The organism is Alcanivorax borkumensis SK2 (assembly GCF_000009365.1).
Lineage (GTDB): Bacteria > Pseudomonadota > Gammaproteobacteria > Pseudomonadales > Alcanivoracaceae > Alcanivorax > Alcanivorax borkumensis.
In genome coordinates this window covers 947,800-973,650 of sequence record NC_008260.1, presented here as the reverse complement: position 1 = coordinate 973,650, position 25,851 = coordinate 947,800, and the positions used below count along the sequence as shown (strand labels likewise).

Genomic DNA, 25,851 nt, shown 5'->3' with positions numbered 1-25,851 from the left:
AACGGAGAAAAAGGCTGTCAGCGTGGTCAGTTACCCAACGCACGGTGTCCGTGATCACCACGCCACACCCAGTGAAGTTGGCCTCCACTGAACCACAGCCACAGACCTTCCATCATCCAGGGCCAGTCGTCTTCGGTAATACGCCGATGCCCGTGCAGCTCCGCCACCAGCACAGCAAGAATGGTGTCATGGGTCACGTGCACATTAAGGTGGCCGGGCGCCGGTTCACGCTCGCCTAGATAACGCGCCAGCTTTGCGCGTCCCTCTGCCGGCGACAGCATGCCATCGAAGGGTTGCTGCAGGTGCCGATTAATGAATTTAAACGCGCCCATTTTCAAGAACGTAGGGCCAACCTGATTTAGGTCTTCTACATAGCAGCCCGGCTCCACCAAAGTGGTATCTGTGGTGATCTCGGGAATCGCCTCAAGCAGCCCAGCTTTGCGAGCACCTTCAGCCATGGCTTTAGCGGTGTTCACACAACGCCCCACCGGACTCGAAAAGAACGCATCCACCGGGCGCGCCAACCGGCCACCCCATTCGCGCGCCATATCAATGCCTTCCGGCGTCAGAGGCAACCGATAGTCCGCAAAACCGTTTTTGGCCAATTCACGCACGGAGTGGCGCGTCAGCAAATGAACGGGTTTGTCCTGCGGCAACAGGTTGAGGGCTTCCAGCAATCGCGGGTGTAGGCGCGCCATAGTCTCTTCACTTTCGGTGAAGCCTTAGTGTACGGAGCGCCGTAGCGAAAGCAAATCATGAGAATGAATTTCGCAATACACGGGCAAGTCAGCGAAGAAGCTCGCAGGTTACATAGAAGGAATCGATAAAGACACAACCACAAGCACCAATAAAAAAAGGGACCCGTTTGGGTCCCTTTTTTATTTGGAGCGGGAAACGAGATTCGAACTCGCGACCCCGACCTTGGCAAGGTCGTGCTCTACCAACTGAGCTATTCCCGCTTAACTGCTTGCCAGCTAACTACTAGCGAATTAGTGGCGTCCCCTAGGGGAGTCGAACCCCTGTTACCGCCGTGAAAGGGCGGTGTCCTGGGCCACTAGACGAAGGGGACCCGGGCTTGACGTGGTACGTCAAAGCGGCGCGTAGAATAGGTATCTGCCGGGCAATCGTCAAGAAAAAAATTTTCACTAACCGCCATTGACCCAAAAAAATCATGCTGCTCTAGTAGGAAGCCTAGCGCTGGACCTATATAAACCACACCGGAGTTTGCTACTTTAACGTGAAAAGAGTGCTTTCAGGTCGTGTTTGCGGATTATGACGTGTGATCATCTACATCAACAAAAGTACCCGCAGGCTGGCGTCATAAGAGCAAACGCTTCAGATTATCGGCTGAAGCGTGCAAAGAACTCTGAGCAGCCTGTTTAAGCGCGCTATAACAACCATGCCAATTCCACCAAATTGGCAAAATATATTCATTTATCGGGAGAAACGCATGTCCATCAAGCTGTACGGGGCCGCCCTGTCACCGTTCGTCCGCAAAACCCGGGTCGCCCTCGCGCTGAAAGGGATCGAATTCGAATCCGTTCATATCGACCCCAACGCCCCCCCGGAGGGCTACGAAAAAATTAGCCCCATGAAGCGTATCCCTGCACTGGAAGTAGATGGTCAATTCCTGGCTGACTCTGCCGCCATTTGCGCTTGGATGGAAAAAATCCACCCGGAACCGGCGCTTTACCCAAGCGATGCCATGGAAATGGGGCAAGTCATCTGGCTAGAACGCTTTATTGATTACGATCTTGCCATGCGCTGTACCTTTGCAGTATTCCGTAATCGCGTACTTATGCCCCTACTGGGCAAAGAATGTGACGAAGAAAAAGTCCAGCATGCGCTAAGCACGACTATCCCTCCCCTGTTTGTCTATCTGGAAAAGACACTGGAAGGTCGGGAGTTTCTAGTGGGCGACAACATGACCGTGGCTGACATTGCGCTAGCAAGCCAAATGGTGAACTTTCATCATGCTGGCGAACAGCTGGATGCCACCACTTATCCCAATCTGGCCGCACATATCAAACGCATGCACGCGCTGCCGCCCTTCGTCCAAACCATTGAGAAAGAGTCTGGCTTCATCCAAAAAGTTCTTGGGTAAAGCGACTGGATAGCCTTGCGCGAAAGCGTGCGGCTCCTTGCTCAGAGGCCGCGACCATAGAGTGGACGCGGCCTCTGACGTTTTGAATACTGCAGCGCACCAGTGAGCTCTTGGACAGAGCGCCTTAGAGTCTTTCTGCTGCTGCGCACTTGAGGCCACGTCATTCGGGCCTTCCTGCCTAGCCCGCTCTCATTATTACGCTTTATCAACAGGCAACCAGCCCCTTCACATTGGCAAACCGATTCGCTTGGCCTCCAAACGCCGCAAAAATTCCAGCATCACTTGCCGATACAAGTCTTCGCCTAGCCAGGCATCTTCCACCCCGGCATCAATATTGGGGTTATCGTTGACTTCAATCACGACCACCTCCTCACCGGACTGTTTCAAATCCACCCCATAGAGGCCATTACCCATGAGCTTAGCGGCCTTCAAAGCGGCTTTTAGCACCTTGGGGGGCACCTCCTGCACGGGCAGGGTACGACTGTTACCCGACGCGGTTTTGCCGCTGCTCTGGTGATGATAAATCTGCCAGTGGCCCTTGCTCATAAAATACTGGCAGGCAAACAACGGCCGATGATTGAGCACCCCAATGCGCCAATCGTAATCGGTGTACATGAAGGCCTGGGCCAACACCACAGAGGATTGCTTAAGGTAACCTCGCAAGGCCTCCGTCAACGCTTCGCGGGTCGCGACTTTGCTAATGCCCCGAGAAAAACTGCCGTCCGGAATTTTCAGCACCATGGGTAGATTCAATTCTGCAATCAGCGAGTCAATCTGGGCATCATCGTCACTGAACACAAACGCCGTCGGAGGCACCGGCACATTGTTGGCCTGCATCAACTCCGCCAGATAAATCTTGTTGGTACAACGCAGGATGGAACCGGGATCATCCATTACCACCATCCCTTCCTGCTCCGCCTTGCGGGCGAACTGGTATGTGTGATGATCCAGTGCGGTGGTCTCACGAATAAACAGGCCATCGTATTCACCCAAACGCGTATAGGCGTCACGGCCGATCAGATCCACCTTGATACCCAGTTGCCTACCAGCACGAACAAACCGCTTTAGGGCCATCTTGTTGCTGGGCGGCAGAACCTCTTCCTCGTTAACCAACATCGCCAGCTCGTAGCGATCACTGCGACGACGACGGGGATTACGCCACACCCGGGCATTAAACTGCTCAAGAGCACGGGCAAACGCATCCTCCTGCGCCCCTTGCAGCTGCTTCAAGGTCAGCGGCTTCAGCGCCTCAATACCCCAGTGTTCCCGGCGGCGGAAATCCACCTTTAGCAACGGGCACGGTAACTGGTCGAAAATCTGCCGGCCCAGGTCGATTAGGCCTTCCTGTTCGGTATGACCGAAAAACAACAGCAGGCTAAAATGATCATTGCTACCGCCCTTGTGTTTCATCGCCTTATCCAGCGCGGCCTCGAACTGACCAAAGTGCAGCCCATAGAGCGCTTTGCGACTCAAGTCATTCACCGTGCGCACAGACGGCAATACTCGCTGACCACGGGCTTCCGCCAGCAACGAACAGTAGTACCCCGGGCTCAAATACTTATAGCTGCGGCACAGGTTGATCACCTGCACCTTTTTGTCGGTACACACCGGCTGCTGCGCTTGCAGGTAGTCCTTGGCAGAAAGTAGATGACGGGCAGGATAGTAGGCGGCCCAGTCAGCGGGGTCGTCTACCAGGATGATGGCCTGACTCATGAAAAGCCCTAGAACGGTGGCCCCCCGAACGGGGTCCGATAAAGGCGAATGTAGGGCCGAAACCAGGCGTTGAGCAAGAGAAATTTACCGGCTGCCGCCAGCCGGCTTCTCGACTACCCGCTAGTAAGCTGGCCCGCTTTGCGGCTGAGCCTTGCCTTCTGGTTTTTGGGCACCCGGATGACCCGCTTTTTCCAGCGCATCCTGTACCTCCGGTGGCATATAAGTTTCATCATGCTTGGCCAGAACTTCCTCGGCTTCAAAGCGGGTCTGGCTGATCAGCGTGCCGTTGGCAACAATACCCTGCCCTTCGCGGAACAGGTCCGGCAGTATCCCTTGATAGTGCACGGTGAAGCGTCCCTTGCCATCAGTGAGCACAAAGGTCACGTCCAATGTTTCCGGGTTACGGATAACGGTACCCGGTTCCACTAAACCGCCCACGCGCATCTGGGCATCCAGCGGAGCCTCCCCTGCAGCAATTTGCTGAGGGGTATAGAACAGGTTGATGTTTTGGCGCAGCGCATAAAACATCAGGGCACAGGCAACCCCCAAGCCAACCAAAACGGCGAGTACCACCAAAAGACGCTGCTTACGTACCGGATTCATCGTTTACCTCAGGCGTTTGCTTACTGGATTGCTGTCGACTCGCCGTGTCTTGAGCTTGTTGCTTAGCAATGTCCTCAAGACGCCATTGCCGCGCCAGCGTTTGACGCACTTGTCGCTTACCGCGCAGCGCCAGCAGCATGCTGGCAATCATCAGAAACGCACTGATTCCATAGGCGCTCCAAACATAAAAACCGTGTTTTCCCATGGCGATGAAATCGGCAATGCTATCGAAATACATGCTATTGCCCTCCATCCTTCATCAGCTTGCGCACCCACTTGCTGCGCCGCTCTCGCCATACTACTTCGGTACGCGCACGCACCATTACATTGACCGCATATAGCAGCCAAGTTCCCAGCATGCTGATTAACAGCGGATATTTCATGGCCGGGTTAATCGTGGATTCCCCTAACAGCTTCAGGGTCGAGCCCTGATGCAGGGTCTGCACCCATTCCACCGAATATTTCACGATCACCACATTGATCACCCCCACCATGGCCAGTAAGCCAGCGGCGCGGGCTGCCTGGCGAGGATCGCGGATCACGTTTTGCAGGGCAATCACGCCCACATACATGAACAGTAAAATCAGCATGGAGGTCATCCGAGCATCCCACTGCCAGTAGGTGCCCCAGGTAGGCTTCCCCCACAGTGCACCGGTGGCCAAGGAGATTGCCGCCAACACAGCCCCGAAAGGGGCAATGGCTTTCATCATTACTTCGGCCATTTTCATCCGCCACACCACAGCAACCAACCCCGCAACGCCCATGGCCACATACCCCATCAGAGCACCACTGGAAGCCGGCACATGAATAAAAATAATTCGGTAGCTGTTGCCCTGCTGATAATCACTGGGGGCAAACGCTAACCCCCAGACAATGCCCACAGTAAACACCAGCAACGCAATGGGCGTGAGCCATGGCAGCAGCGCAGAACTGAACCTGTAGAAATAGCGCGGCGAACCGAGCATGTGATACCAGCGTTTTATTGTTTGCCAAACCATGCAGACACCTACTTTCAATACCGCCCGCTTTCCCGTCGGATAGCGGCGCGCTTAATTCCCTGAGCTGATTTTTAGGCCGGCAGCCACCGCCAACGGGCCTAAGCTAATGGTCAGCGCCAGCAAGGCCCCGAGAATAGCCAGAATGCCATTCACTGCACCGCCATCCACAGCGGCACTCACCGCCCCGGCGCCAAAAATCAGTACCGGGATATACAAGGGCAGCACCAGCACCGCCAACAGAATACCGCCCCGATTCAACCCCACCGTAAGCGCTGCACCAATAGCACCAATAATGGTCAGTGCTGGCGTGCCCAACAATAAACTCAGCACCACCGTAGCCAGCACCCCATTGGGCAGCTGCAGCATATGCGCCAGCACCGGTGAAATCAGTACCAACGGCAAGCCAGTGAGTAACCAATGAGCCAGCAGCTTGGCGCTCACCGGCACCACGGCCATCACCGGGGCTGTGAGCAACAACTCCAACACACCACTTTCCTGGTCGCGGCGGAACAACCCATCCAGCGATAACATCACCGCCAACAACGCGGCCACCCAAAGCACCCCGGGGGCCACCAGCGCCAATAATTCCGGTTTCGGGGAAATCGCCAACGGAAACAGGCTGATCACCATGACAAAGAAAAACAACGGATTGATGATTTCTGCCGGGCTACGCCACAGCACCAGCAACTCACGGGACAGCGCCGCGCGAAACACGCTCATACCCGCCCCCCTTCCGTCACTTCTGCCTGCCCGTGGGCCAGATGTAATCGCCGCACGCCATCGCCAACCTGGTGGTGAGAGGTATAAATCACCAAGGTGCCCGCTTCAGCCGCCTGCTGGATTTGCTGGTCCAGCGCCGCCACCCCATCTTGATCGATGGCAGTATAGGGCTCATCGAGCACCCACACGGCTTTACGGTCTAGCCACAGACGCGCCAAGGCAATGCGACGCTTTTGCCCAGCAGACAGGTGTGCCGCCGGCACCTCCTCAAAACCTTGCAGCCCCACGGCAGCCAGCGCCGCCATGGGGTCTCCCCCCTGCTGGCTTAACGCACAAGCGTAACGCAGATTTTCCAGTGGATTTAGCTCTTCACGTACCCCAGGCTCATGCCCCAAGTACAGTAATTGCTGCTGCCACTGAGGCTGCCACCACTGGCGCTCACCCTCATAGAAGCCATGGAGCCCCACCAGAATCCGCAACAGCGTGGTCTTACCTGCCCCGTTGGCCCCGGTAATCTGCCAGATTTCACCAGCCGATGCGGTGAAACTCAAACCACTGAACAACAACCGATCATCGCGCTCGCAGCTGAGCTGCTCAAGCACCAAGCGGGTGGCGGGTTCGGCGTCAGAATGGGTGGCTGGCTGGCTCAAATCGGGCTCCCTAAAACAGCGCAGCAGTATAGCACGACAGTTCAAAACGGGCTTGCTCGACGCTAATAAGCCGATCTAGGCTGTAAGCCTTAACATGGGAGAAAAAGATGTTCATGCCTCACCCTGTCCGCACCACTCGCCTGCTGGCCATCTTGCTCGTCAGCGGGCTGCTTTGCGCCTGTGGGGGCGACAAACCCCTGGCCACGGTGGGTCAAGTCGACTTACAACGTTATACCGGCACCTGGTATGAAATTGCCCGTTTGCCACAATGGTTTCAGCGCGGCTGTTACGATTCCACCGCCACCTACAGCGCCAATGACGACGGCACCCTTAAAATAGTGAACCGCTGCCAACGCGAAGGCGACGAGAGCCGTGAAGCCGTGGGCACGGCACGGGTTGTCCCCAATACCGGCAATGCCAAATTGAAAGTGCGCTTTGATAACTGGGTATCGAAATTGATCCCCACCATTACCGAAGGCAACTACTGGATTATTGCTCTGGATAAGGACTACCAGACTGTGGTGATAGGAGAACCCAGCCGCAAATATCTGTGGATACTCGCGCGCCAGCCGGAGCTGGGCGATGACCAGTATCAGGCACTGTTACAGCTGGCCAAGACTAAAGGCTTCCCCGTAGATCAACTGGAACGTAACCGTGACCTGCGGCCCAGTAAGCAATGAGCGAGCACCACGTCTACTTCGCCATTTTCAATTTTGATCACGATCCGGCCCAGTTGGATGTACTAATGGGGCAAAGTGCTGACGATTACTGGCGTAAAGGAGAAAGTTTCAGCGACGCTAACCCCGAAGCCAAGCACCGTCAGAACCGCTGGATTGTGTCCAGCCAACTAGACCAGAACGCTAGTCACCGGGATCATTTCGAAAAGCTGCTGCTCAAGCTGCAACGCCTCAGCGTACCTGTGAATAACCTGCCTGCGGACTACCGCTTTGGCATCGGAGTATCGCAATACTTCTTCATGGACGATCCTTCTTTTTACCTCCCCACCGAGATCCTCAACGGTTTTCAGGCCCTCGGATTCAACATCAGTTTTGACCAACTGGGACTAGACCATGGCACTGGAAATTGAACGCAAGTTTCTTGTTCGCGACCTCAGCATCACCGACTCCCTCGCAGGAGAGCGATTAACACAGGGTTATTTAAGCCACGACAAGAACGCCACCGTGCGAGTGCGCACCACTGGCGACACGGCCTGGTTGACCATCAAGGGAAAAACCGTGGGCGCGACCCGCAGTGAGTTTGAATACGCTATTCCACTGGCTGACGCCCAGCAGATGCTGGCCGAATTGTGTGGCGCCGGCGTCATCGACAAGACCCGCTATCGATTGCCTCAAGGGGAGCTGTGCTGGGAAATCGATGTGTTTCACGGTGATAATGAGGGTTTAATCGTTGCAGAAATCGAGCTCCCCAGTGAAAAAACGTCCTTTGAAAAACCGGCTTGGCTGGGGGAAGAAGTTACGGGAGAAACGCGCTATTACAACAGCGCATTAAGCACCAAACCTTATAAAAGCTGGCCGTAACCACAGCCAACGTTAGCCAAAAAACCGGAAACAGCGAATGGAATCCAACGTATACCAAGCCCCGGCCAGCGAGATCCTAACTGCAAAACCTGAAGCCGCCGGGGTCGCGCTCTATGTGGTCGCCCCCTGGAAGTTCAATCTACTTTTCTGGGCCACTATGGGTATTTACGGCCTTTACTGGAATTTCAAAAACTGGCAATACCAAAAAAACCATCGAGGAAAGAATGTACAGCCGGTATGGCGAGCCCTGTTCAGCGTTTTTTTCTTTGGCCCGCTGTTGAAAACCATCAATCAGGAAAACGAAGGCAAAGCAAAACCGTTACCGGTCTTCGCCTTAGCCACCCTGTATATTCTTGCCAACCTGATCAGCACCGTATGCGACCGGGCCGCCGCCAGAATGGATAGCTTTGGGATACTGGACTTGGTTTCACTGGCGCTTATACCCGTGACTTGGGCGGTGATGTTCAAAGCACAAAAAACTATCAACTTTTCACAAGACGATACGCAAGGTCGGCGCAATAACCGCCTAACATTAGCCAACGGCATCTGGATAATGCTAGGCATGGTTCTGTGGGGGCTCATTCTATTGGGCCTCGCCAGTGGCTATTTCCCTGAACAAACAGAAGCCTTTCTCTCTTCCTTAATCATGACGGCCTCGTAACTATGTCATCACTAAAAAAATCCTTCGCGTGCCCGCTTATTATCGTCAGCTTGATGCTGTTGCTGGCCGGCTGTATTCCCACCATTCAACGTATGTGGGACGCACAACCGGTAACTGGCACGGTGGTTGATGGCAACACTGGCGAACCGATCAGCGGCGCCACCATCCGCTCGATTACCTTAGCCGAGGACCCAGAGCAGACGCCACGCACCGCCATCAGTAATGCTAAAGGCGAGTTCACTTTACCCGGCGAATCCCATATTGGTTTTCATATGGCTATGCCCGCCAGCTACATGGCCTCGACTCATTGGAAAATCAGCCACCCGGACTACCCCGATGCAGTAGCAGAAACGCGCACCATCGCCCCCCCCACCGGTGAACAACCACGGAACATTACCGTACCGCTGTTTGCAGAGATAAACGCCAGCAAGGTGCAAGACTGCCCCTACTTTCACTACCAGCAACAATTGGCCCAATGGCTACATCATTTGGACGAAGAGGCACGGTACCCCTTCCAAGATTCCATGCTCACGTTCTGCCATGATAGCGAGCGTATTGAGCAGATTTTTGCTGCACAAGAACGCGGAAATCATTAAACAGCCTTAACCCATACATTTGGCACAAGCCCCACCCATGAGTCGCCCATGAGTATCGGGGCGACCCCATGCTAGAAGGCCCCCCATAGCATGGGCAGGATCATGCGCACAGGCATCGTTGAAACGGGTGGGGCACTGGGGTCTCCCATCGCCCCTGACGATCACCGTCCTGAAAACCCGTATCTGGCCATGGGTAAACGCCCCCCTGGGCACCGCCGACGCAGGTGACGGCGGCATAGGCACTGTGTTCTTAAGCATCCTGCATCCTGCAGCCCCCCCCCCCCAAGATTCCATCAACACGCGCTGCTTTGCCTGCCTAACAAAACCCTCAAGGCGGGCATTATCGGGCAAAAAAATCGCCCCCCCTAGCGATTAAGCGATAATGCCCCCGTGTCCCCCTCCTGCGGTTCCCTGTACCATTACGGCTTGAACTAGGGCAGTCGCGCCCTCCGTTTCCCTCACCACAGGTCCAGCATGCTCAACAACGATGTCCTCCGCCGCACCCGGTACATTTTCGATTTTGACGACAGCCGCATGATTGGCGTCTTCGCTGAAGCCGGAGAAACCGTCACCCGGGAACAAATCAGTAACTGGCTGAAAAAAGATGAGGACCCGGCCTTCCAAAAGTGCACCGATCGCACTCTGGCAATTTTTCTCAACGGCCTGATCAACGCATTGCGCGGCAAAAAGCCAGGGCAGCAGCCAGAACCAGAAAGCCGCCTGACCAACAACATGATTTTCATGAAACTGAAAATCGCCCTAAGCTTGCAAGCCGAAGACGTGCTGGCCGTACTAGAACTGGCCGACTTCCGCATGAGCAAACATGAGCTCAGTGCCTTCTTTCGCAAACCCGGCCACAAGCACTACCGGGAGTGCAAAGACCAGATCCTGCGCAATTTCCTCAAAGGCTTACAAATTCAGTATCGCGACAGGGACTAAGCGTTAGTATTACTCAGCAAGCCTCATGCTCAATGGCTCTCGCATTTTAGAATACACAAATAAGGACTGACATGGATGTCATCGCCGCCCTGATTGAACTGAAACCAAACAGCGACAACGAAGTCCACGACTGGAAAGCCTTTATCGAAAATCACAAGGAACAGGCACTAGAAAGCTTGCGTGCGGAAGGTGTCTGTGTGGAATCCTGGTTCTCACTAGCACTTGAGGGCAAAGATTATCTACTTTGCTACATGCGAGCGGACTCTATCAAACAGTCACAGCACGTTATGGCAGATTCCAGCAACCCCGTAGACACACGGCATCGCCAGTTTAAAGAAAATGCTTGGGTGTGGGGAGGTCAGGTAAAAACAGAACTCCTCGTTGATCTGGCAACCGAAACAGACGAACAAAAATCGCGCCGCTAGCGAGGCTAGCCACCCGCAAGCGTGCCCCCCATAGAACCAGCCCTACCGTTATTTTTTATAAACATTAACTGCCCTTTACTGCCCGCACACCACTTAGCGTCTTGAAACACAGGTCCCGGGCGGTGCCGAGAAACTCCTGCACATAGGGGGTCTGTTCGTCCTCCACACGCACTGCCGCATAAAGCGTTCGCCACACCCCCTTTTCACCAAGCCGTACGGTTTTCAATAAATCGTGTTCGGTATATTCCGTTAGTGCCCAGTTTGGTAACGCGGCTACACCGCGACCTGCGGCCACTAATTGCGCTGTCATGGGGGTCAGCTCAGCCGTGCGTATGGCTGCGGGTTCTTTACCCGCCGGGCCCAAAAAGGCGCTGAACACATCCAGTCGCTCACGATCCACCGGGTAGGTAATCAGCGTTTGGTCGGTGATGTCGTCGGGGAGGATCCACTTTTTCCCCGCCAGCGGCGATTGTCGTGACACCGCCAGCACCAGCTCGTAGCGGAACAATGGCACATACAGCACGGCATCGTTTTCCACCGGATCGGAACTCACCACCATATCCAGGTCTCCCCGCGCCAGCGCAGGCAACGGTGCAAAACTGAACGCCGCCGATAAATCCAACTCCACTTCAGGCCAGTGTTCCCGAAACGCATCCAGGGCCGGCATTAGCCACTGAAAACAGGAATGGCACTCGATGGCGATATGTAGCCGCCCAGTCTGGCCGGCGGCCAAGCGTTTCAGTTCCCTTTCTGTTTGCTGCACCCGGGGGAGCACATCGCGTGCTAGCGCCAGCACTCGCAACCCGGCCGTGGTAAAACGCACCGGCCGGGTTCGCCTCACCAACAGCGCCACACCCAATCGATGTTCAAGATCTTTCAACTGATGAGACAAGGCCGACTGGGTAACGTGCAGCCGCTCTGCCGCCTCCACCAGTGATCCAGCCTCCTCAATGGCACGCAACGTAGCGAGATGTCTGAGTTCAAGCATGAATGCCTTTCCTTGAGCTAATTGTAGAGGTGAAAACTGGCTTGCAGGCGATGAGACGCCTGGAGCAAGCAAATTCTATTGTTGAGAAAAATTCATACTTATAGTGAGATATTTGATTTTGCCTCATGAAGCATAGCCACCACAATACCCTCGACCTTAAACAAGCAAGGCACCACAGCAACGTATTGCGTGAAGTGTGCTTGCAAGCAATGGCGAAGGAATAATGTCATGACCACCCTGCACAACTTGGGCTTTCCGCGCATCGGCGCCCGCCGCGAACTGAAACAGGCACAGGAAGCTTACTGGGCCGGCGACCTGCAACAGAGCGAATTGGAACACGTGGGCAAAAGCCTCCGTGAACGCCACTGGGCCTTACAGGCCGACGCCGGAGTAGACTTGATGCCGGTGGGCGATTTCGCTTGGTATGATCATATTTTGGAGTTCTCCTCTCTGCTGGGTGTCGTGCCATCACGCTTCGAGCAAGATGCAAATGCCCCAGTGAACCTGGACACCTTATTCCGTATGGCCCGTGGACGTGCGCCCACCGGCACCCCGGCAGCGGCCTGCGAAATGACCAAGTGGTTTGATACCAACTACCACTACCTGGTGCCGGAGCTAGCCGCCGACCAAACCTTCCGTATTGCCCGGGAAAGCCTGTTCGAGCAGGTCGAAGAGGCCAAAGCGCAGGGCCACAACCCCAAGCCGGTGATCCCCGGCCCGCTTACTTATCTGTACCTGAGTAAGGGGGACCGCTTTGAAGGCGCCGAAGACAGTGCCAAGCTCGCGTTGCTGGATAACCTGATTCCGGTTTACCGCGAAATATTGCAACGCTTCGCAAACCAAGGCGTTCAATGGGTGCAAATCGACGAGCCTATTCTGGTTCTGGATTTACCCGATAGCTGGCAACGAGCCTACCTGCGCGTATACGACCAATTGGCCTCGGCCAGCCAGACTAAACTGTTACTGGCCACCTACTTTGGCGGGCTCGGTAACAACCTGTTCACCGCACTGGAACTGCCCGTGCACGGCCTGCATCTGGACCGGGTTCGTGGTAATGACGACCTGGGCCAAGTGATCCCCCGTCTGGGTGATAAGGTGCTGTCGTTGGGTGTAATCAACGGCCGCAACATCTGGCGCACCGATCTAGACGCGGCTCTGGATAACATCACCGCCCTGCACAATGAACTGGGGGATCGGCTCTGGCTGGCGCCGTCCTGCTCTTTGTTGCACTGCCCGGTGGATCTGGAGCAGGAAGACACCCTCGATAACGAACTGAAAAGCTGGCTGAGCTTTGCCAAACAGAAACTGGAAGAACTGGCACTGCTTGGCGGTGCCCTGCGTGGCAACAGCAACGTTAATAGCGGGCTGCAAACACAGCGCGCTGCCCTCCAGGCTCGCGGTCTATCTTCGCGGATTCATAATCCTGCCGTGGCCCAGCGCCTAGCGGATGCCAGCCAGCTCTCCCGCGACCGGGTGAGCCCGTTTGCCGAACGCATTGCGCAGCAGCAACACGCCCTGCAGTTGCCCGCTTTCCCCACCACCACTATCGGCTCTTTCCCGCAGACTCGAGAAATCCGTACCGCTCGCCGGGACTGGAAAGCCGGCAAGCTAAACGATGCGCAATACCAGCAACAAATGCAGGAAGAGATTGCTCGCTGCATTCGCTACCAGGAAGAGGTGGAGCTGGATGTGCTGGTGCATGGTGAAGCCGAACGTAATGACATGGTGGAATACTTCGGTGAACTGCTGGACGGTTTCGCCTTTACTCGCTTCGGTTGGGTGCAGAGCTATGGCTCACGCTGCGTAAAACCCCCCATCATTTTCGGCGATGTGCAGCGCCCCCAGGCCATGACCGTGGAGTGGGCCCGTTACGCCCAGTCTCTTACCCACAAGCCGGTAAAAGGCATGCTCACCGGGCCGGTCACCATTTTGCAGTGGTCGTTCGTGCGCGATGACCAGCCCCGTGCGGACACCTGCCGCCAGATTGCCTTAGCATTACGTGATGAAGTACAGGATCTGGAAAAGGCCGGCATCAAGGTTATCCAGATTGACGAACCCGCTCTGCGCGAAGGCTTACCGCTACGCCAAGAAGAGTGGACGCAATATCTGGACTGGGCGGTGGATTGTTTCCGCCTGGCCACTGTCAGCGTGGATGACGACACCCAGATTCACACCCACATGTGTTACTCGGAATTCAACGACATCATCGAAGCTATCGCGGCGCTGGATGCGGATGTGATTACCATCGAAACCTCCCGCTCCAACATGGAGCTGCTGGATGCCTTCCGAGATTTCCACTACCCCAATGACATTGGCCCCGGCGTTTACGATATTCACTCGCCCAACGAGCCAGACGTGGCCTGGATGGTACAGCTAATGGAAAAAGCGGCCGAACGCTTGCCTAAAGAACGGTTATGGGTAAACCCGGACTGCGGCTTGAAAACCCGCAAGTGGGACGAAACCCGAGCAGCCTTGGCAAACATGGTCAATGCGGCGAAACAGTTGCGGCAGGCGAGCTAGCCTTTCCTGTCGTTCAGCGCTGGCCTGTCCGGTTACGCCTTTCAGGCTAACGCTGACCTGCTCCTGAAATGTCGAAACTTGCCTGCAACGGGTTCTTTTGAACCACGTGCAGGCAAGCCCCTCCCCGCACCGTCATCACCAATCCTGCTAAGCCTTTAGATCAAGGGCGCCCAGCAGCCGATCGGGCCCTAGCTCTACCGGCTTAGGCTCACCGGGCAACTGCCAATGGCCACCATGGCGTTCATCCGGTTTGCTGTCCATGATCGGCAGGCTGGTAAGGTCGCTCATGGCATCGCGGAACAAGTCAGTGCGATAGCACTGGGCCGCAAAAGTTTTCGCCTCCTCCAGAGAGCATTGCCGCCAACGCTGCATTTCCTGGAGCAGAAAAGCCGCATCCGAGCGCCAAGGAAAGTTAGCGTGAAAACCGGCAAATACATGGAAATGATGTGGCAGGAACGGTTGCCCTGTCAGCCCACCGGGCAACCGTTGGCTGAACGGCGCAGCGATGATTTCTGCTGGCACATCCAGCCACGCCGGATGCGCCAGCAAGGACAGACTTTCAACCAAGTTTTCATCCGCATGGCAGGCCGCTTTATACAGCGCCCGCAGCACCGCCCGGTGAGTGTCCGGATGTCGTGACACCCAGTCCCTGGAGACCGCCAATACCTTCTCCGGCGCGTTCTCCCAAATTTGATAACCCGACAAAATACAATGCCCGGCACCCGTCAGGGCGGCCAAGCTATTCCACGGTTCGCCAACACAAAAGCCATCAATGTGGCCCATTCGCAGGTGGTCCACCATCTGCGAAGGGGGCAGCACCACCAGCTTAACGTCGTGATCCGGATCCAACCCCGCAACACTTAACCAATGACGCAACTGATAGGCATGGCAGGAAAAAGGAAACACCACGGCCAACACCAGAGGGGATTCACCGCTGGAAGCCCGAGCCGCCACCAGCTTGTTCATGGCGGCAGCAATATCGTTAGGTGTCGGACCTTCCGACAAGGCGCACAAGCCCTGAAACAACATCGGCGATACAGTCACTCCATTGCCGTTAAGGCCCATGGAAAAGGCGGTGGCCAGGGGCTTCTTGATGCACCCCAGCCCCAGTGACGTGGACAACAGCATGGGCGCCAACAGGGGTGCCGCATCCAGTTGCCCCACCAACAGACGGTCCCGCAGACTGGCCCAGCTCCACTCCGGCTGCAATTCCACATCCAGCCCTTCGGCGGCAAAGAATCCCCCCTCCTGAGCCACCGCAAGGGGCAAGCTATCGGTGAGCGGCATGTAGCCAATACGCACTTTCATCGGGGCGGCTCCGTACACGAAGGGCGCCGGACCTCAGACGCCTGGCGGCGCACACTCCGAAGGCCGTCGACAATAGGGGCGCGGCTCACGGTCTTATCCGACATATCCATAAGGCTTCGCGCCTTCATCAAGGGCATCACTCGTCGCATGCTATCTCCTGTTCAACATTATCCTTTGGGCATTAAGCGCTAGTCTTTCTACCCTTGCGCCTTGAGCATTTCGGCATAATCGAGCACCGATCGGGCCACCTGAATCAACGGTTGCCCGCTGTTCATGGCCTGGCGACGCAGGGTGCTGTAGGCATCCTGTTCGTTAAGCCGACGACGCTGCATCAGCAGCCCTTTAGCCCGCTCGATAATTTTGCGTTCGGCCAACGCTTCACGGGTTTCTTCCAGCTCTTCACGTAACGCCTGATATTCCCGAAAACGCGCGGTCGCCACACGCATTACCCCACGCACCCGGGTCAGGTCTGTTTCGCCGGCCACGTAGGCGCTAACACCCGCGCGCAATGCGGCAACCACCAGATCCTCATCGTCCTGATGGCAAAACATGACCATGGGGCGTGGCATGTCACGCTGCACCAACGCCATGCTTTCCAGGGTATCGCGGTCCGGCGCATCCATGTCCACAATCACCACATCCGGGTTACTGGAGCGCACTTTCTCGGCAAGGCCGGCAGCGCTGGTGAGCCGGCACAGAATCTTGTGGCCCTCATCAATGAGGGCCCGCTCGAGGATCGCCGCGCGGGGGGGCTGGTCATCTACCAGCATAATTGTCAGAGCCATAATGTCTGGCGCATCCGAACAAATGGAATTATTGAAGTGTTCTGCAACGGTTGTGCCAGTCATACTCTTTCTAACCCATTGTTTTATGGTCTATTTTATTTTCCATGAATAAGGCACCCCAAAAGCGAGCCATTGTGGTGCAAATCCAGGTGCCAAAATGGCCCTTATCCCTCTAGGCGCCTTAATAGTCCGCGGCGGCAATCATGGTCGTGGCCAAAATGGTGTAGGCGGCAACCCAGGCGGCTTCTGTGTCGCTGTCGAACGCATCGCCCAGCCCCTGGCCCAAAGTCCAAAGCAAGGCCTGTGCCACCGTGTCGTAGTCTGCTGGTTTCACACCATAATCCTTGTGACGAGCGCCCAGCTTCTGAACAGCGGGGACGATGGTATCGAGCTTGTCCAAGCCTCTCACTGCCACACCAATCATGGTCATCAGCTTCTTGCCCTGTTCTTCCATGTTGCCCTTGAAGAGCGGTTTCAGGGCGGGGTCATTGGTAAACAGGCGATCGTAAAACAAGCTCGCAGCCTGATCGGAAATAGCATCCACCTTGTCCCAGCTGTTCTGTACCAAAGCAATCTGTACCGGAGTCATGATGTTTCTCCCGTTGAATATAGATAATGGCCTTTAGCGCCGCCCATCCGACGCTATAATCGGTTAAGCCCGTACTTGGGTCGTTGTTGATCGAACTTTAGAGCGCCTACATCGGCACCCTAATCACCACGCCGCCCATCACATCGCCCAGTTCGAAATCGGTTTTCGGAGAATCCTTATGGTTGTTGTGGCAAGCCACACACGGCGCGGCCACAGCCACATCTGGATAAACGGCGGTGTAGTAGGTCACATCACCCAGTTTTTCTTCACCGTAAAAATTTTCACCAGGGTTATCCACGATGTACTGCAAGCCCTCTTTCTCCAGGCCGGTCTTCGGTTCGTTTTGCCCATTGATCGGCCACAGTGACTGCAACGAGTAGCTGAATTCACTGGTCATCTCACTCACCGACTCCGCCCCGTAGCGAAACATCTGTGCTGGCAGTGGTGCGCCATTTTCAAGGTCTTCCCAGTACTCATGGGGTTTGATGCTATCCGCCCCTGCCGGACCAAGACGCCCGATGATCAGCTTGGTGTAGTTGGTTCGGTCTGCGTTCATCACTGCGAACAGGGAATCGGTGTAGACCTTGGGTTCAATCCCGCTGACAGGCGTTGCGGCTTGTTCACCTCCACAGCCACTGAGTATCAGGGCGGAAATGGCCGTGGCCATCAGGGTGGTGGCTTTGCGTTTCATGACGTGTCGCATGGGTAATACCTCCTCAGGTTTTTAAACTTCGTTATGCGTAAATCAGTAAGGCCCTATTTTTTTGTCGCGGGCCTCGTCACGGTCCACCGCCATATCGATGGACGGTACATGGTGTTCGGGCTTGCCGTTGAAGTTGTTTTCCAGCAGATGCGGATCGGCTAAGGCATCCAGTGAAAACGCCAAGCTATGGCATTGCAGGCATACCGGACGCACCATCTTTTCCACCGGGCGCATGGTCAGGCTCTGGTTGTGCTGGACAAAAATGTCGTCGCGATGCTCTTCACGGGGCATGTGGCAGGAGGCACAGGTGACACCGCTACCGGGCGGCAACTCGCCGCGCTTTTCCTTTTTCCACAGGTCATGATGAGGGGAACGCAGGTATTCGTTGCTGTGCTCGTCATTGTGGCAGCCAATACAGCTATCCACGGCAGCACTCTGGGTATCAAAGTCATGGGCGCCGTGACAGCTGATACACGTCAGCTCGCGATGACTGGCCTCCACATGCATGTTGAGCACAGACTGCGACGGCGTCATCGGCGCCAGCCCTTGGGCCAAGCGCATGCCATGCCGGCCCTGCAGAAACCCTTCTGACTCCGGCTTATGGCAGGTGGCGCACTGCAGCATCTCCGGTGAATCGACCCACTCACCGGCAGCACCATGGCAAGCGGTGCAGGTGACGCCCGCTTGTGCATGGGCCGTCCCCTCCCAGTGCTCAGGGGTTGGCGTGCCTTCAGGCGCTTTGCCCTGGCCGCGCATCAACGCCAGCAGAGCGTCATCTTTCATCTGTCTGGCAAGCAGGTTACGGGGCGGTTGCCGGGCAGGCGGCTTCAGCCAAGGCTCATCGGAATGGGCAAGCAGAAAGTCTTCATACAACGCGCGGTTATCGTGGAAATTATGACAACCCGCATTCGCACAAGTATCGAAACCCATTCCCTCATGACTCGGCCGATCTTCGGCAATGCCTTCATGACAGTGGCCGCACATGTCCATGGGCAGAGTCACCCCCAAGCCGACGTCAAGTTCGGGACGATGCTCCACATGGCAGGACACGCAAAGCCGGGCATCCACATTGGCCAGCCGGTCGGCATTACGAGGGTCAGTAAATTTGGATTTGGGATGAGAATCTTGGGCGTCTTCCAATTGCTCCCCATGACAATCAATACAGGCATTTTGCAATACGGTTTCGCTGTCGAAGCCAGGGCCATGACAAACACTGCATTGCATCTCGATCTGGTGATGGCCGTGGGTCATTGGGCCAGGGATAAAAGCGGTCTTTGCTGCGTCTTCATCCACTAATTGAAGACTCAACCAAATGGCCAAGCCGACCGAACCAAACAGCCAGATAGCCCACAACGCCGAAGGATGTTTCTTACTGCCCATCACCGCACCCGCCCTTTAGAAGTAGTACGCCGAAACGATGTGAAAGATCAGTAGCGTCGGCAGCGGCCAGCACACCAGAATGTGCAGCCAAGTGCTGCCTTGTCGCAGCCACCCCACTCCGTTCATGGCAACCTGCAGACGGGTTAGCAGCGCCGCAGTAATGCCAACCATGGCGGCACCGATAAAACTCAACATCAGCCAGCGGTTTAGGTTTTCCCCCAATGAAAAACCGGTGTGCCAATACAGTGCTAACAAAGCAAGCAAAGCCAGTACTGCATGGGCAATGCGCCACCCCGTAAAACTCCCCATGGGCACTTTCGGAAAACGTTTTTTCAAGGACATCAGCAACAGCAGCACAGAAACGGCCAACACGGCATAGCCGCTCCACTGTCGCCACAAGCCGTTGCGGGAAAATTGTTCAAACAGAGAAATATTCTGTACCGAGCTGGCCGGAGCCGGTGACGGCAACCAGAAGGCCAATGCCATAACAAACGCGGCAACGGCTGAGATAATGGCTAGCGCGGTGGCCCCAGGCACCTTACGGGCGGCAGCTGCACCACCACTGCACAAACTATCCAGCAGCGGCTCACAGCCACCACATACCGTGCCGGCGCCGCTCACAGATTTCAGGGTGGCCACGTCACAGCCGTCGGCCATGAAATCCTGTAGTTGGCGACGGGACAGCCCCCGGCACTGACAGATCACGGTGGCGGCCGGCCATTCGCTCACTTGCCCGGCGCCCCCTTCATTCAGCTCACCAGTGAAGCGGAAACGCAATACTTCCCAAGGCTGTATGCGACGACCATCGGCGATGCGATTGAGCACTTTCTGACGTTCCGCCCAAGAGCCCACGGAAACCACGCCCACCAACCGCCCGGCGCGCAACATCAAGGCACGATAAATGCCAGCATTGCTATCGTGGTAAACAAGACTGCGATGCACCATGCCCCGCTCTTCGTCAGTAAAGCGCCCGGCACTGAATACCTCCAACGACAAAACTTTTAGCCAAGTGCTATCAGCCACCGGTGTATAACTGTCATCACTGCCGGCAAGGCATCCCGCAGCGACCCGGGCCTGTTGCAGTGCCGGCATCACTAGGCCGCATACCCGATCTTCAAACTGGGCGCACTCGCCCACCGCATAAATATGCGGATCTGAGGTCTGCATGCTCGCAGTGACACGAATACCATTAGCAACCTTGAGCCCCGCCTTGCGGGCCAGTGCTGTCCGCGGGGCAATTCCCGTTGCGAAGACCACCGTGTCGCAAGGCAGCTCACTGCCATCCGCAAGCACCACTGACTCCACACGTTCCGTTCCCTTAATACGCCGGACACTGGTATTGAGCCGTATATCCACACCGGCTTCGCGCAGGTTATTGGCCACCATGCTGGCCGCTTCACTATCAAGCTGGCGATTCATCAACCGATCGGCATGCTGAATCAAGGTGACGTTGGTGCCGAAACGACACAATCCGTGGGCAGCTTCAATACCGAGAAGACCGCCGCCAATGACAACGGTATGGGTACTTCGCAAGCGACGGGCGATTAACGCTTGGGCGTCGGCCATATCGCGAAAACGCAACACACCAGACAAGGTTGTGCCCGGTATGGAAGGAATATGGGCGTCACTGCCCAGCGCCAGAACCAGGCTACTGTAGTGGTGACGCTGACCGAGTCTGTCCTCTACCCAGCGACGGCCGGGATTAATCCCGGTAACAGGCCGCCCAACCAGATGCTCTACCGAGTCATCCAGTTCAGGGGGCAAGTTGGTGAGATCATCAAAGTCGGTGGATCCGAAAAGAAAGGTGGAAAGCTTGACGCGATCATACGGGGCCCAATGCTCTGCACCGAACAGCTTCACTGGTGTGGTCACACCACGGCGGCGCAACTCCACCAGGCACTGTATTCCCGCCGGGCCATTGCCAACAATGATGACGGGCTGTTCGGCCTGGGCATCAGGTACCCGGGGTTGGGGCTGATAACGTTTTGCTTCCACCTGACACCTCCTTTTCTGAGGATCTAACGGGGAAGGTCGGGGATCAGAATTTCAGTTCTGCCCAGGCCCAGTACTTGCGGGTATCAGACTTGAAGTCATCGGCGCTGTAGTCTGCATACTTCAGTCCTACTACGTAGTTTTTACCGATTGGGCGCGCTACCAGCACATTGGTTTCTGTACCGTAGTCAGTGCTGCCTTCGTTGGACTTGAAGTCATGGAATACCGCCAGCAACTTGAAACCCGCCAGCTTGCCACCCACTGACACAAAGGTATCTTCCAGACCATCATCCGGTGTCGCCAAGAACTGATCCGACCAGCCATTAAAGGCATGCTTGGTGGCCAGAGGCGTCTGGAACGCTACGGTGCCATCATCAGAACCAAGCACTTCCTGTGCCACTTTTACTGTCACGCCAGCAATTTGTGCGCCCAATTCGGCAAAGTAGTACTCGGTATCACCGGCGTCCACTTCCTGCTGGGCCCCTTCCAGAGTCAGCAACAATTTGAGTGAGTCCAGATCAAAAGCACCGGCATAACGCAGGCCGAAAGTATCGTTATCGGAATCCGTCACATTGTCTGTTTCAAGCAGATAGCCATAGGCGCTTAGAGACCCACCTGGCGCGCCGGCCCAGCTAGCGTTGAACAGATAATGGGAGGTATTGGCATCAAACGATGGGGTAATGCCATTTACTTGAGTCAGGTACGCCGTGGAGAACGTCAGATCACCGACACCATAGTCTAGCTTGGCACCGTCGAAGGTTTGCTCATCCTGGCGCCAGCCCACATTGCCCACAAAGCGCGCATTGTCATAAATGATGCGTTGACGGCCATAGGTAGCAACCAGGCCTTCCAACGCATCGCTACCAGTGTAGCGAATGGCAGCGCGGTTCAGTTCAGTCACTTCCGGATCCGCAATGATCGGATAGCCACCTTGCTCCGGGGCATAATTATCCACCTGGCCAACGATGCGGGTATCTTCAAATTCGCCCATTACGTCGAAGCCGTAAAATTTGCCACTCTGGTAGCCCAAACGGGTACGCAGGGTGAGTGCCTGACCTTCGTCAGCCATACCGTCAATGTCGACTTCTTCGTAGCGCAGGCGCATGTTCAGCAGCGGAGTACCGCCTTTGAGAGCCGTAATAAAGGCATCATCTTCGGCGTTAGCGGTACCTGTAACACCCAGCGCGGAGAGCAGGACACCGGCAGCAATGGCAGCATTTTTCATCATCATTTCCTCAACACCTTCCCAAAGTTAAAATCGTTTTTTGGTTAATTCAGAGCGCACCTTCCCTGTTCCCGCTTTCCGTGCACAAAAAAGCAGGTGGGTTCATTCCATCGTTATGCGTTTACTTCAAGCCTGTTTGCGAGCCGCCTCAGCGTTATTGCTATTGCGTTTTCGCATTGGCTCCACCTTGCGCTGCTTTTCGTACAGGAACTGAAGCACCTGTTGACGACAGCGCACAAAGGTCGGGTCATCTGCCAGTGCCAGGCGATCTCGTGGCCGCGGTACGTTCACGTCCAAAATTTCGCCAATGGTGGCAGACGGGCCATTGGTCATCATGACGATACGATCGGACAGCAGTACCGCCTCATCCACATCGTGGGTAATCATGATCACCGTGGTGCCCAGCTGAGCATGGATTTCCATCAGGGAATCCTGCAGGTGAGCACGGGTCAGTGCATCAAGCGCACCAAAGGGTTCATCCATGAGCAGCACCTGGGGCTGCATGGCCAACGCACGGGCAATACCCACCCGCTGTTTCATACCCCCGGAAATTTCGTCTGGCTTTTTGTGCAGGGCGTGCCCCATGTGCACCAGTTCCAAGTTGTGCTCTACCCAGTCGCGTATTTCCGCTTTGGTCTTGGTCTTTTTGAAGACCTGCTTGACCGCCAGCTCGACATTTTCGAACGAGGTGAGCCAGGGCAGCAGCGAATGGTTCTGGAATACTACGGCCCGTTCCGGGCCTGGCTCGGTCACCTCATGGTTGTCGAGAATGACACCGCCATCGGTGGCCTGTAGCAGGCCCGCGACGATGTTGAGCACGGTGGATTTACCACATCCGGAGTGACCAATCAGAGAAACAAATTCGCCGGAATCAATTTTAAGGTTCACCTCTTTCAGGGCTTCGAACTGGCCCTTGGGCGTATCGAATTTCATACCAACGTTGGAGAGTTCCAGTAATGCTTTCATGTCGTTTTCCCTGTGCTTAGCGCTGTACGGAAGATTTGTCCCACACCAGAGCGCGTTGCAGCATGAGCATTAAGCGATCCAGCAGAAAACCGATCAGACCAATTACGATAACGGCAACCATAATTCGGCCGAGAGATTGAGAACTACCGTTCTGAAATTCATCCCAAACAAATTTCCCCAGCCCCGGATTCTGCGCCAGCATCTCGGCAGCGATCAGCACCATCCAGGCGATCCCCAAGCTCAGGCGCAAACCGGTGAACATCATTGGCAGTGCAGAAGGCAGTACAATCTTGCGTATATGGCTCAGCGCATTCAGCCGCAGCACCAAAGAGACGTTGGTCAGATCCTGGCTCACAGACGTCACCCCCACGGAGGTGTTCATCAGCGTTGGCCACAGACAACATAGAGACACTGTGAACATGGACGTCAGGAACGACTTAGCCACCATCGGGTCGTCGGTCACATACAACGCGCTCACCACCATGGTGACCAGGGGCAACCATGCCAACGGTGACACCGGTTTGAACAACTGAATCAGCGGATTCATAGCCGCATACGCAGTGCTGCTCAAACCAATGACGATACCGAGAGGAATCGCAATCAATGATGCCAGCAAGAAGCCACTCATCACCGTGATCAAGCTGGTGCCAATCTGATCAAAGAAGGTCGGCGCCCCCGTGTAATTCCGTTGGACCGGCTCCCAGTCCGGCTGCTGCTGCAGACGCGAAGCAATGTATTTTTCCTGGCGTTCGTGAAACGCCTCTTCCTTCGCTCGGGACGCCTGATGTTCATCCACCAGAGACCCTGCCTGCTGCCAAACATCCGCTGGCCCCGGGAATTGCCCCAACGACGTGTCGATACGTTGGGCCGCCAGCTGCCAGAGCAACAGAAAGGCGGCAATGCCCATCACCGGCCAGATCAACTGGCGCAGCAACGCCTGCCACTGCTCACCGGACATCTTGCCGGTAGCCAGCGCACGGTAGGGTTCCATCCAAGTTGGGAAAGTCAGGGTCACCATGATTGCTTCTCCTTGAAGGAGACACGCTGTTAAAGCGCGTCGCCCTCTTTCAGACCAATCGGAAACTTCTTCAGGTACGCATTAGGTTTGCGGCCGTCGTAAGTGATGTTGTCGATAAAGCCTTTTTGCGGTGCTTTAAAGCCGTCTTCGGTGGCGAAGTCAGGAAACTCATCCGCAGAGATCTTGCCTTCAGCAATCAGCGCCTTAGCCGCCTGGGCATAGATGTCCGGGCGATACACTTGCTTGGCGATATCCATGTACCAGCTATCCGGTTTGGATTCGCTGATTTGGCCCCAGCGACGCATCTGCGTCAGGTACCAGATGGCATCGGAGTAGAATGGATAGGTAGCGTTGTAGCGGAAGAACACATTGAAGTCCGGCACTTCACGCTTATCACCTTTCTCATATTCAAAGGTCCCGGTCATTGAGTTGGCGATCACGTCATAATCCGCCCCCACATAGTTAGGCTGAGACAGGATCTTCACTGCTTCCGGGCGGTTGGCATTGTCGTTCTCATCCAGCCACTTGGCCGCACGAATCATCGCTTTCACTACACGGATATGGGTGTTGGGATACTTGTCTGCCCAACCCTTACTCACACCGAACACTTTTTCCGGGTTGTTCTTCCAGATTTCGTAATCAGTAATTACCGGCACACCGATACCTTTGAATACAGCTTGCTGATTCCAAGGCTCACCCACGCAGTAACCGTAAATGGTGCCCGCTTCCAAGGTGGCCGGCATTTGTGGTGGCGGGGTAACCGACAGCAATACGTCAGCCTGCAGCTGGCCACTGGTGTCGCCCTTGTGTGGGGCGTAGAAACCCGGGTTGAGGCCACCGGCGGCCAGCCAGTAACGCAGCTCGTAGTTGTGAGTGGATACCGGGAACACCATGCCCATGTTGAAAGACTTGCCCTCAGCTTTGTACTTTTCCACCACCGGCTTGAGTGCATCCGCCTTGATCGGATGCACCGGTTTGCCATTCTCCACCGGGATGCTCTTCTTCATTTCCTCCCACACCGCATTGGAAACGGTGATGCCATTACCGTTTAAGTCCATGCTAAACGCCGTAACAATGTGCGCTTCGGTGCCGTAGCCAATAGTCGCCCCCAGCGGCTGGCCTGCCAGCATGTGCGCCCCATCCAGCTGACCGTCAATCACCCGGTCTAGCAGGACTTTCCAGTTGGCCTGGGCCTCTAAGGTCACAAACAAACCTTCTTCTTCAAAAAACCCTTTCTCGTAGGCCACAGCGAGCGGCGCCATGTCGGTCAGCTTGATGAAGCCAAACTTCAGATCAGCCTTTTCCGGCCAGCCCACAGAATCTTCCGCCATGGCGTTGGCCGAGAGCCCCACCGTCAGTGCAGTAATTGCTATGCGAATAAACTTTTTCATCCGTCTTCCCTCATTTGCCTGCTATCGCGCTGGCATAAA

At 55.6% G+C, this 25,851-nt stretch carries 27 protein-coding genes and 2 tRNA genes; 9 read left to right on the top strand and 20 right to left on the bottom strand.

The window, feature by feature from the left end; genetic code table 11:
• Positions 1 to 26: 26 nt before the first annotated feature.
• The 3 genes from ABO_RS04535 to ABO_RS04525 all read right to left on the bottom strand — a co-directional run bounded on the left by ABO_RS04535 (position 27) and on the right by ABO_RS04525 (position 1,069).
• Complete coding sequence (locus ABO_RS04535; protein ID WP_011588161.1) at positions 27 to 698, bottom strand: histidine phosphatase family protein; 672 nt, start codon at positions 696 to 698, stop codon at positions 27 to 29.
• A 185-nt stretch (positions 699 to 883) separates the two neighbouring features.
• Positions 884 to 959, bottom strand: a tRNA-Gly gene (locus ABO_RS04530).
• Between the two features lie 34 nt (positions 960 to 993).
• Positions 994 to 1,069, bottom strand: a tRNA-Glu gene (locus ABO_RS04525).
• A 381-nt stretch (positions 1,070 to 1,450) separates the two neighbouring features.
• Between ABO_RS04525 and ABO_RS04520 the strand changes: the two genes are divergently transcribed.
• The gene (locus ABO_RS04520) at positions 1,451 to 2,104 is read left to right on the top strand and encodes a glutathione S-transferase family protein (protein WP_011588160.1); all 654 of its coding nucleotides are present in this window, start codon (positions 1,451 to 1,453) and stop codon (positions 2,102 to 2,104) included.
• A gap of 225 nt (positions 2,105 to 2,329) precedes the next feature.
• Here ABO_RS04520 and ABO_RS04515 read toward each other — a convergent pair whose 3' ends face one another.
• The 6 genes from ABO_RS04515 to ccmA form a co-directional block, all read right to left on the bottom strand.
• Entirely contained in the window at positions 2,330 to 3,817 is a 1,488-nt protein-coding gene (locus ABO_RS04515; RefSeq protein WP_011588159.1) for a RimK family alpha-L-glutamate ligase, read from the bottom strand.
• Positions 3,818 to 3,937: 120 nt separating this feature from the next.
• Positions 3,938 to 4,420, bottom strand: coding sequence for a cytochrome c maturation protein CcmE (gene ccmE, locus ABO_RS04510; protein ID WP_011588158.1), 483 nt, complete (start codon positions 4,418 to 4,420; stop codon positions 3,938 to 3,940).
• Complete coding sequence (gene ccmD, locus ABO_RS04505) at positions 4,404 to 4,658, bottom strand: heme exporter protein CcmD (protein WP_011588157.1); 255 nt, start codon at positions 4,656 to 4,658, stop codon at positions 4,404 to 4,406. The genes ccmE and ccmD overlap by 17 nt, the downstream gene beginning before the upstream one ends.
• 1 nt (position 4,659) lies before the next feature.
• On the bottom strand, positions 4,660 to 5,418 hold the full coding sequence (gene ccmC / locus ABO_RS04500; protein WP_011588156.1) for a heme ABC transporter permease CcmC: 759 nt from the start codon (positions 5,416 to 5,418) through the stop codon (positions 4,660 to 4,662).
• Positions 5,419 to 5,469: 51 nt separating this feature from the next.
• Positions 5,470 to 6,138, bottom strand: coding sequence for a heme exporter protein CcmB (gene ccmB, locus ABO_RS04495; protein WP_011588155.1), 669 nt, complete (start codon positions 6,136 to 6,138; stop codon positions 5,470 to 5,472).
• Positions 6,135 to 6,788: a cytochrome c biogenesis heme-transporting ATPase CcmA gene (ccmA, locus tag ABO_RS04490; protein WP_011588154.1), complete on the bottom strand. Its 654-nt coding sequence runs from the start codon at positions 6,786 to 6,788 to the stop codon at positions 6,135 to 6,137. Before ccmA ends, ccmB begins: the two co-directional genes overlap by 4 nt.
• Before the next feature lie 107 nt (positions 6,789 to 6,895).
• On the opposite strand from ccmA, the gene ABO_RS04485 reads away from it, so the two are divergent.
• From ABO_RS04485 to ABO_RS04455, 7 genes are all read left to right on the top strand, one after another.
• Positions 6,896 to 7,468, top strand: coding sequence for a lipocalin family protein (locus ABO_RS04485; protein WP_011588153.1), 573 nt, complete (start codon positions 6,896 to 6,898; stop codon positions 7,466 to 7,468).
• Positions 7,465 to 7,875 carry a DUF4279 domain-containing protein gene (locus ABO_RS04480; protein ID WP_011588152.1) on the top strand — a complete coding sequence of 137 codons (411 nt, stop codon included), beginning with the start codon at positions 7,465 to 7,467 and terminating at the stop codon, positions 7,873 to 7,875. The genes ABO_RS04485 and ABO_RS04480 overlap by 4 nt, the downstream gene beginning before the upstream one ends.
• Complete coding sequence (locus ABO_RS04475) at positions 7,859 to 8,326, top strand: CYTH domain-containing protein (protein ID WP_011588151.1); 468 nt, start codon at positions 7,859 to 7,861, stop codon at positions 8,324 to 8,326. Before ABO_RS04480 ends, ABO_RS04475 begins: the two co-directional genes overlap by 17 nt.
• A gap of 37 nt (positions 8,327 to 8,363) precedes the next feature.
• A complete protein-coding gene (locus tag ABO_RS04470) occupies positions 8,364 to 8,987 on the top strand; it encodes a hypothetical protein (RefSeq protein WP_011588150.1) in 624 nt (207 codons plus the stop codon).
• Between the two features lie 2 nt (positions 8,988 to 8,989).
• A complete protein-coding gene (locus ABO_RS04465; protein WP_011588149.1) occupies positions 8,990 to 9,583 on the top strand; it encodes a carboxypeptidase-like regulatory domain-containing protein in 594 nt (197 codons plus the stop codon).
• Positions 9,584 to 10,057: 474 nt separating this feature from the next.
• Positions 10,058 to 10,522 carry a DUF1456 family protein gene (locus ABO_RS04460; RefSeq protein ID WP_011588148.1) on the top strand — a complete coding sequence of 155 codons (465 nt, stop codon included), beginning with the start codon at positions 10,058 to 10,060 and terminating at the stop codon, positions 10,520 to 10,522.
• Between the two features lie 71 nt (positions 10,523 to 10,593).
• Positions 10,594 to 10,947 (top strand): DUF6176 family protein, encoded by a 354-nt coding sequence (locus ABO_RS04455; RefSeq protein WP_011588147.1) that lies wholly within the window; start codon positions 10,594 to 10,596, stop codon positions 10,945 to 10,947.
• Positions 10,948 to 11,011: 64 nt separating this feature from the next.
• On the opposite strand, the gene ABO_RS04450 is transcribed toward ABO_RS04455, so the two are convergent.
• Positions 11,012 to 11,935 carry a LysR family transcriptional regulator gene (locus ABO_RS04450; RefSeq protein ID WP_011588146.1) on the bottom strand — a complete coding sequence of 308 codons (924 nt, stop codon included), beginning with the start codon at positions 11,933 to 11,935 and terminating at the stop codon, positions 11,012 to 11,014.
• A gap of 228 nt (positions 11,936 to 12,163) precedes the next feature.
• Here ABO_RS04450 and metE point away from each other — a divergent pair, with 228 nt between their 5' ends.
• On the top strand, positions 12,164 to 14,455 hold the full coding sequence (metE, locus tag ABO_RS04445; protein ID WP_011588145.1) for a 5-methyltetrahydropteroyltriglutamate--homocysteine S-methyltransferase: 2,292 nt from the start codon (positions 12,164 to 12,166) through the stop codon (positions 14,453 to 14,455).
• 147 nt (positions 14,456 to 14,602) lie between these two features.
• On the opposite strand, the gene ABO_RS04440 is transcribed toward metE, so the two are convergent.
• From ABO_RS04440 to ABO_RS04395, 10 genes are all read right to left on the bottom strand, one after another.
• A complete protein-coding gene (locus tag ABO_RS04440; RefSeq protein WP_046961743.1) occupies positions 14,603 to 15,763 on the bottom strand; it encodes a CmpA/NrtA family ABC transporter substrate-binding protein in 1,161 nt (386 codons plus the stop codon).
• 197 nt (positions 15,764 to 15,960) lie between these two features.
• Positions 15,961 to 16,611: an ANTAR domain-containing response regulator gene (locus ABO_RS04435; protein WP_011588143.1), complete on the bottom strand. Its 651-nt coding sequence runs from the start codon at positions 16,609 to 16,611 to the stop codon at positions 15,961 to 15,963.
• A gap of 118 nt (positions 16,612 to 16,729) precedes the next feature.
• Positions 16,730 to 17,137: a globin family protein gene (locus ABO_RS04430; protein WP_011588142.1), complete on the bottom strand. Its 408-nt coding sequence runs from the start codon at positions 17,135 to 17,137 to the stop codon at positions 16,730 to 16,732.
• Positions 17,138 to 17,243: 106 nt separating this feature from the next.
• Positions 17,244 to 17,840 carry a Tll0287-like domain-containing protein gene (locus ABO_RS04425; protein ID WP_011588141.1) on the bottom strand — a complete coding sequence of 199 codons (597 nt, stop codon included), beginning with the start codon at positions 17,838 to 17,840 and terminating at the stop codon, positions 17,244 to 17,246.
• A gap of 42 nt (positions 17,841 to 17,882) precedes the next feature.
• Entirely contained in the window at positions 17,883 to 19,220 is a 1,338-nt protein-coding gene (locus tag ABO_RS04420; RefSeq protein WP_011588140.1) for a cytochrome c3 family protein, read from the bottom strand.
• Positions 19,221 to 19,235: 15 nt separating this feature from the next.
• Positions 19,236 to 21,215 carry an FAD-dependent oxidoreductase gene (locus ABO_RS14105; RefSeq protein WP_011588139.1) on the bottom strand — a complete coding sequence of 660 codons (1,980 nt, stop codon included), beginning with the start codon at positions 21,213 to 21,215 and terminating at the stop codon, positions 19,236 to 19,238.
• Between the two features lie 43 nt (positions 21,216 to 21,258).
• On the bottom strand, positions 21,259 to 22,443 hold the full coding sequence (locus tag ABO_RS04410) for an alginate export family protein (RefSeq protein WP_011588138.1): 1,185 nt from the start codon (positions 22,441 to 22,443) through the stop codon (positions 21,259 to 21,261).
• Between the two features lie 120 nt (positions 22,444 to 22,563).
• The gene (locus tag ABO_RS04405; RefSeq protein ID WP_011588137.1) at positions 22,564 to 23,403 is read right to left on the bottom strand and encodes an ABC transporter ATP-binding protein; all 840 of its coding nucleotides are present in this window, start codon (positions 23,401 to 23,403) and stop codon (positions 22,564 to 22,566) included.
• A 16-nt stretch (positions 23,404 to 23,419) separates the two neighbouring features.
• Entirely contained in the window at positions 23,420 to 24,421 is a 1,002-nt protein-coding gene (locus ABO_RS04400) for an ABC transporter permease (RefSeq protein ID WP_011588136.1), read from the bottom strand.
• 29 nt (positions 24,422 to 24,450) lie between these two features.
• Entirely contained in the window at positions 24,451 to 25,812 is a 1,362-nt protein-coding gene (locus ABO_RS04395) for a CmpA/NrtA family ABC transporter substrate-binding protein (RefSeq protein WP_011588135.1), read from the bottom strand.
• Between the last annotated feature and the right edge of the window lie 39 nt (positions 25,813 to 25,851).

Coding starts and splice junctions, on each gene's coding strand:
- ABO_RS04535 (WP_011588161.1), bottom strand. CDS start 698: ATGGCGCGCCTACACCCGCGATTGCTGGAAGCCCTCAACCTGTTGCCG.
- ABO_RS04520 (WP_011588160.1), top strand. CDS start 1,451: ATGTCCATCAAGCTGTACGGGGCCGCCCTGTCACCGTTCGTCCGCAAA.
- ABO_RS04515 (WP_011588159.1), bottom strand. CDS start 3,817: ATGAGTCAGGCCATCATCCTGGTAGACGACCCCGCTGACTGGGCCGCC.
- ccmE (WP_011588158.1), bottom strand. CDS start 4,420: ATGAATCCGGTACGTAAGCAGCGTCTTTTGGTGGTACTCGCCGTTTTG.
- ccmD (WP_011588157.1), bottom strand. CDS start 4,658: ATGTATTTCGATAGCATTGCCGATTTCATCGCCATGGGAAAACACGGT.
- ccmC (WP_011588156.1), bottom strand. CDS start 5,418: ATGGTTTGGCAAACAATAAAACGCTGGTATCACATGCTCGGTTCGCCG.
- ccmB (WP_011588155.1), bottom strand. CDS start 6,138: ATGAGCGTGTTTCGCGCGGCGCTGTCCCGTGAGTTGCTGGTGCTGTGG.
- ABO_RS04485 (WP_011588153.1), top strand. CDS start 6,896: ATGTTCATGCCTCACCCTGTCCGCACCACTCGCCTGCTGGCCATCTTG.
- ABO_RS04480 (WP_011588152.1), top strand. CDS start 7,465: ATGAGCGAGCACCACGTCTACTTCGCCATTTTCAATTTTGATCACGAT.
- ABO_RS04475 (WP_011588151.1), top strand. CDS start 7,859: ATGGCACTGGAAATTGAACGCAAGTTTCTTGTTCGCGACCTCAGCATC.
- ABO_RS04470 (WP_011588150.1), top strand. CDS start 8,364: ATGGAATCCAACGTATACCAAGCCCCGGCCAGCGAGATCCTAACTGCA.
- ABO_RS04465 (WP_011588149.1), top strand. CDS start 8,990: ATGTCATCACTAAAAAAATCCTTCGCGTGCCCGCTTATTATCGTCAGC.
- ABO_RS04460 (WP_011588148.1), top strand. CDS start 10,058: ATGCTCAACAACGATGTCCTCCGCCGCACCCGGTACATTTTCGATTTT.
- ABO_RS04455 (WP_011588147.1), top strand. CDS start 10,594: ATGGATGTCATCGCCGCCCTGATTGAACTGAAACCAAACAGCGACAAC.
- ABO_RS04450 (WP_011588146.1), bottom strand. CDS start 11,935: ATGCTTGAACTCAGACATCTCGCTACGTTGCGTGCCATTGAGGAGGCT.
- metE (WP_011588145.1), top strand. CDS start 12,164: ATGACCACCCTGCACAACTTGGGCTTTCCGCGCATCGGCGCCCGCCGC.
- ABO_RS04440 (WP_046961743.1), bottom strand. CDS start 15,763: ATGAAAGTGCGTATTGGCTACATGCCGCTCACCGATAGCTTGCCCCTT.
- ABO_RS04435 (WP_011588143.1), bottom strand. CDS start 16,611: ATGACTGGCACAACCGTTGCAGAACACTTCAATAATTCCATTTGTTCG.
- ABO_RS04430 (WP_011588142.1), bottom strand. CDS start 17,137: ATGACTCCGGTACAGATTGCTTTGGTACAGAACAGCTGGGACAAGGTG.
- ABO_RS04425 (WP_011588141.1), bottom strand. CDS start 17,840: ATGCGACACGTCATGAAACGCAAAGCCACCACCCTGATGGCCACGGCC.
- ABO_RS04420 (WP_011588140.1), bottom strand. CDS start 19,220: ATGGGCAGTAAGAAACATCCTTCGGCGTTGTGGGCTATCTGGCTGTTT.
- ABO_RS04410 (WP_011588138.1), bottom strand. CDS start 22,443: ATGATGATGAAAAATGCTGCCATTGCTGCCGGTGTCCTGCTCTCCGCG.
- ABO_RS04405 (WP_011588137.1), bottom strand. CDS start 23,403: ATGAAAGCATTACTGGAACTCTCCAACGTTGGTATGAAATTCGATACG.
- ABO_RS04400 (WP_011588136.1), bottom strand. CDS start 24,421: ATGGTGACCCTGACTTTCCCAACTTGGATGGAACCCTACCGTGCGCTG.
- ABO_RS04395 (WP_011588135.1), bottom strand. CDS start 25,812: ATGAAAAAGTTTATTCGCATAGCAATTACTGCACTGACGGTGGGGCTC.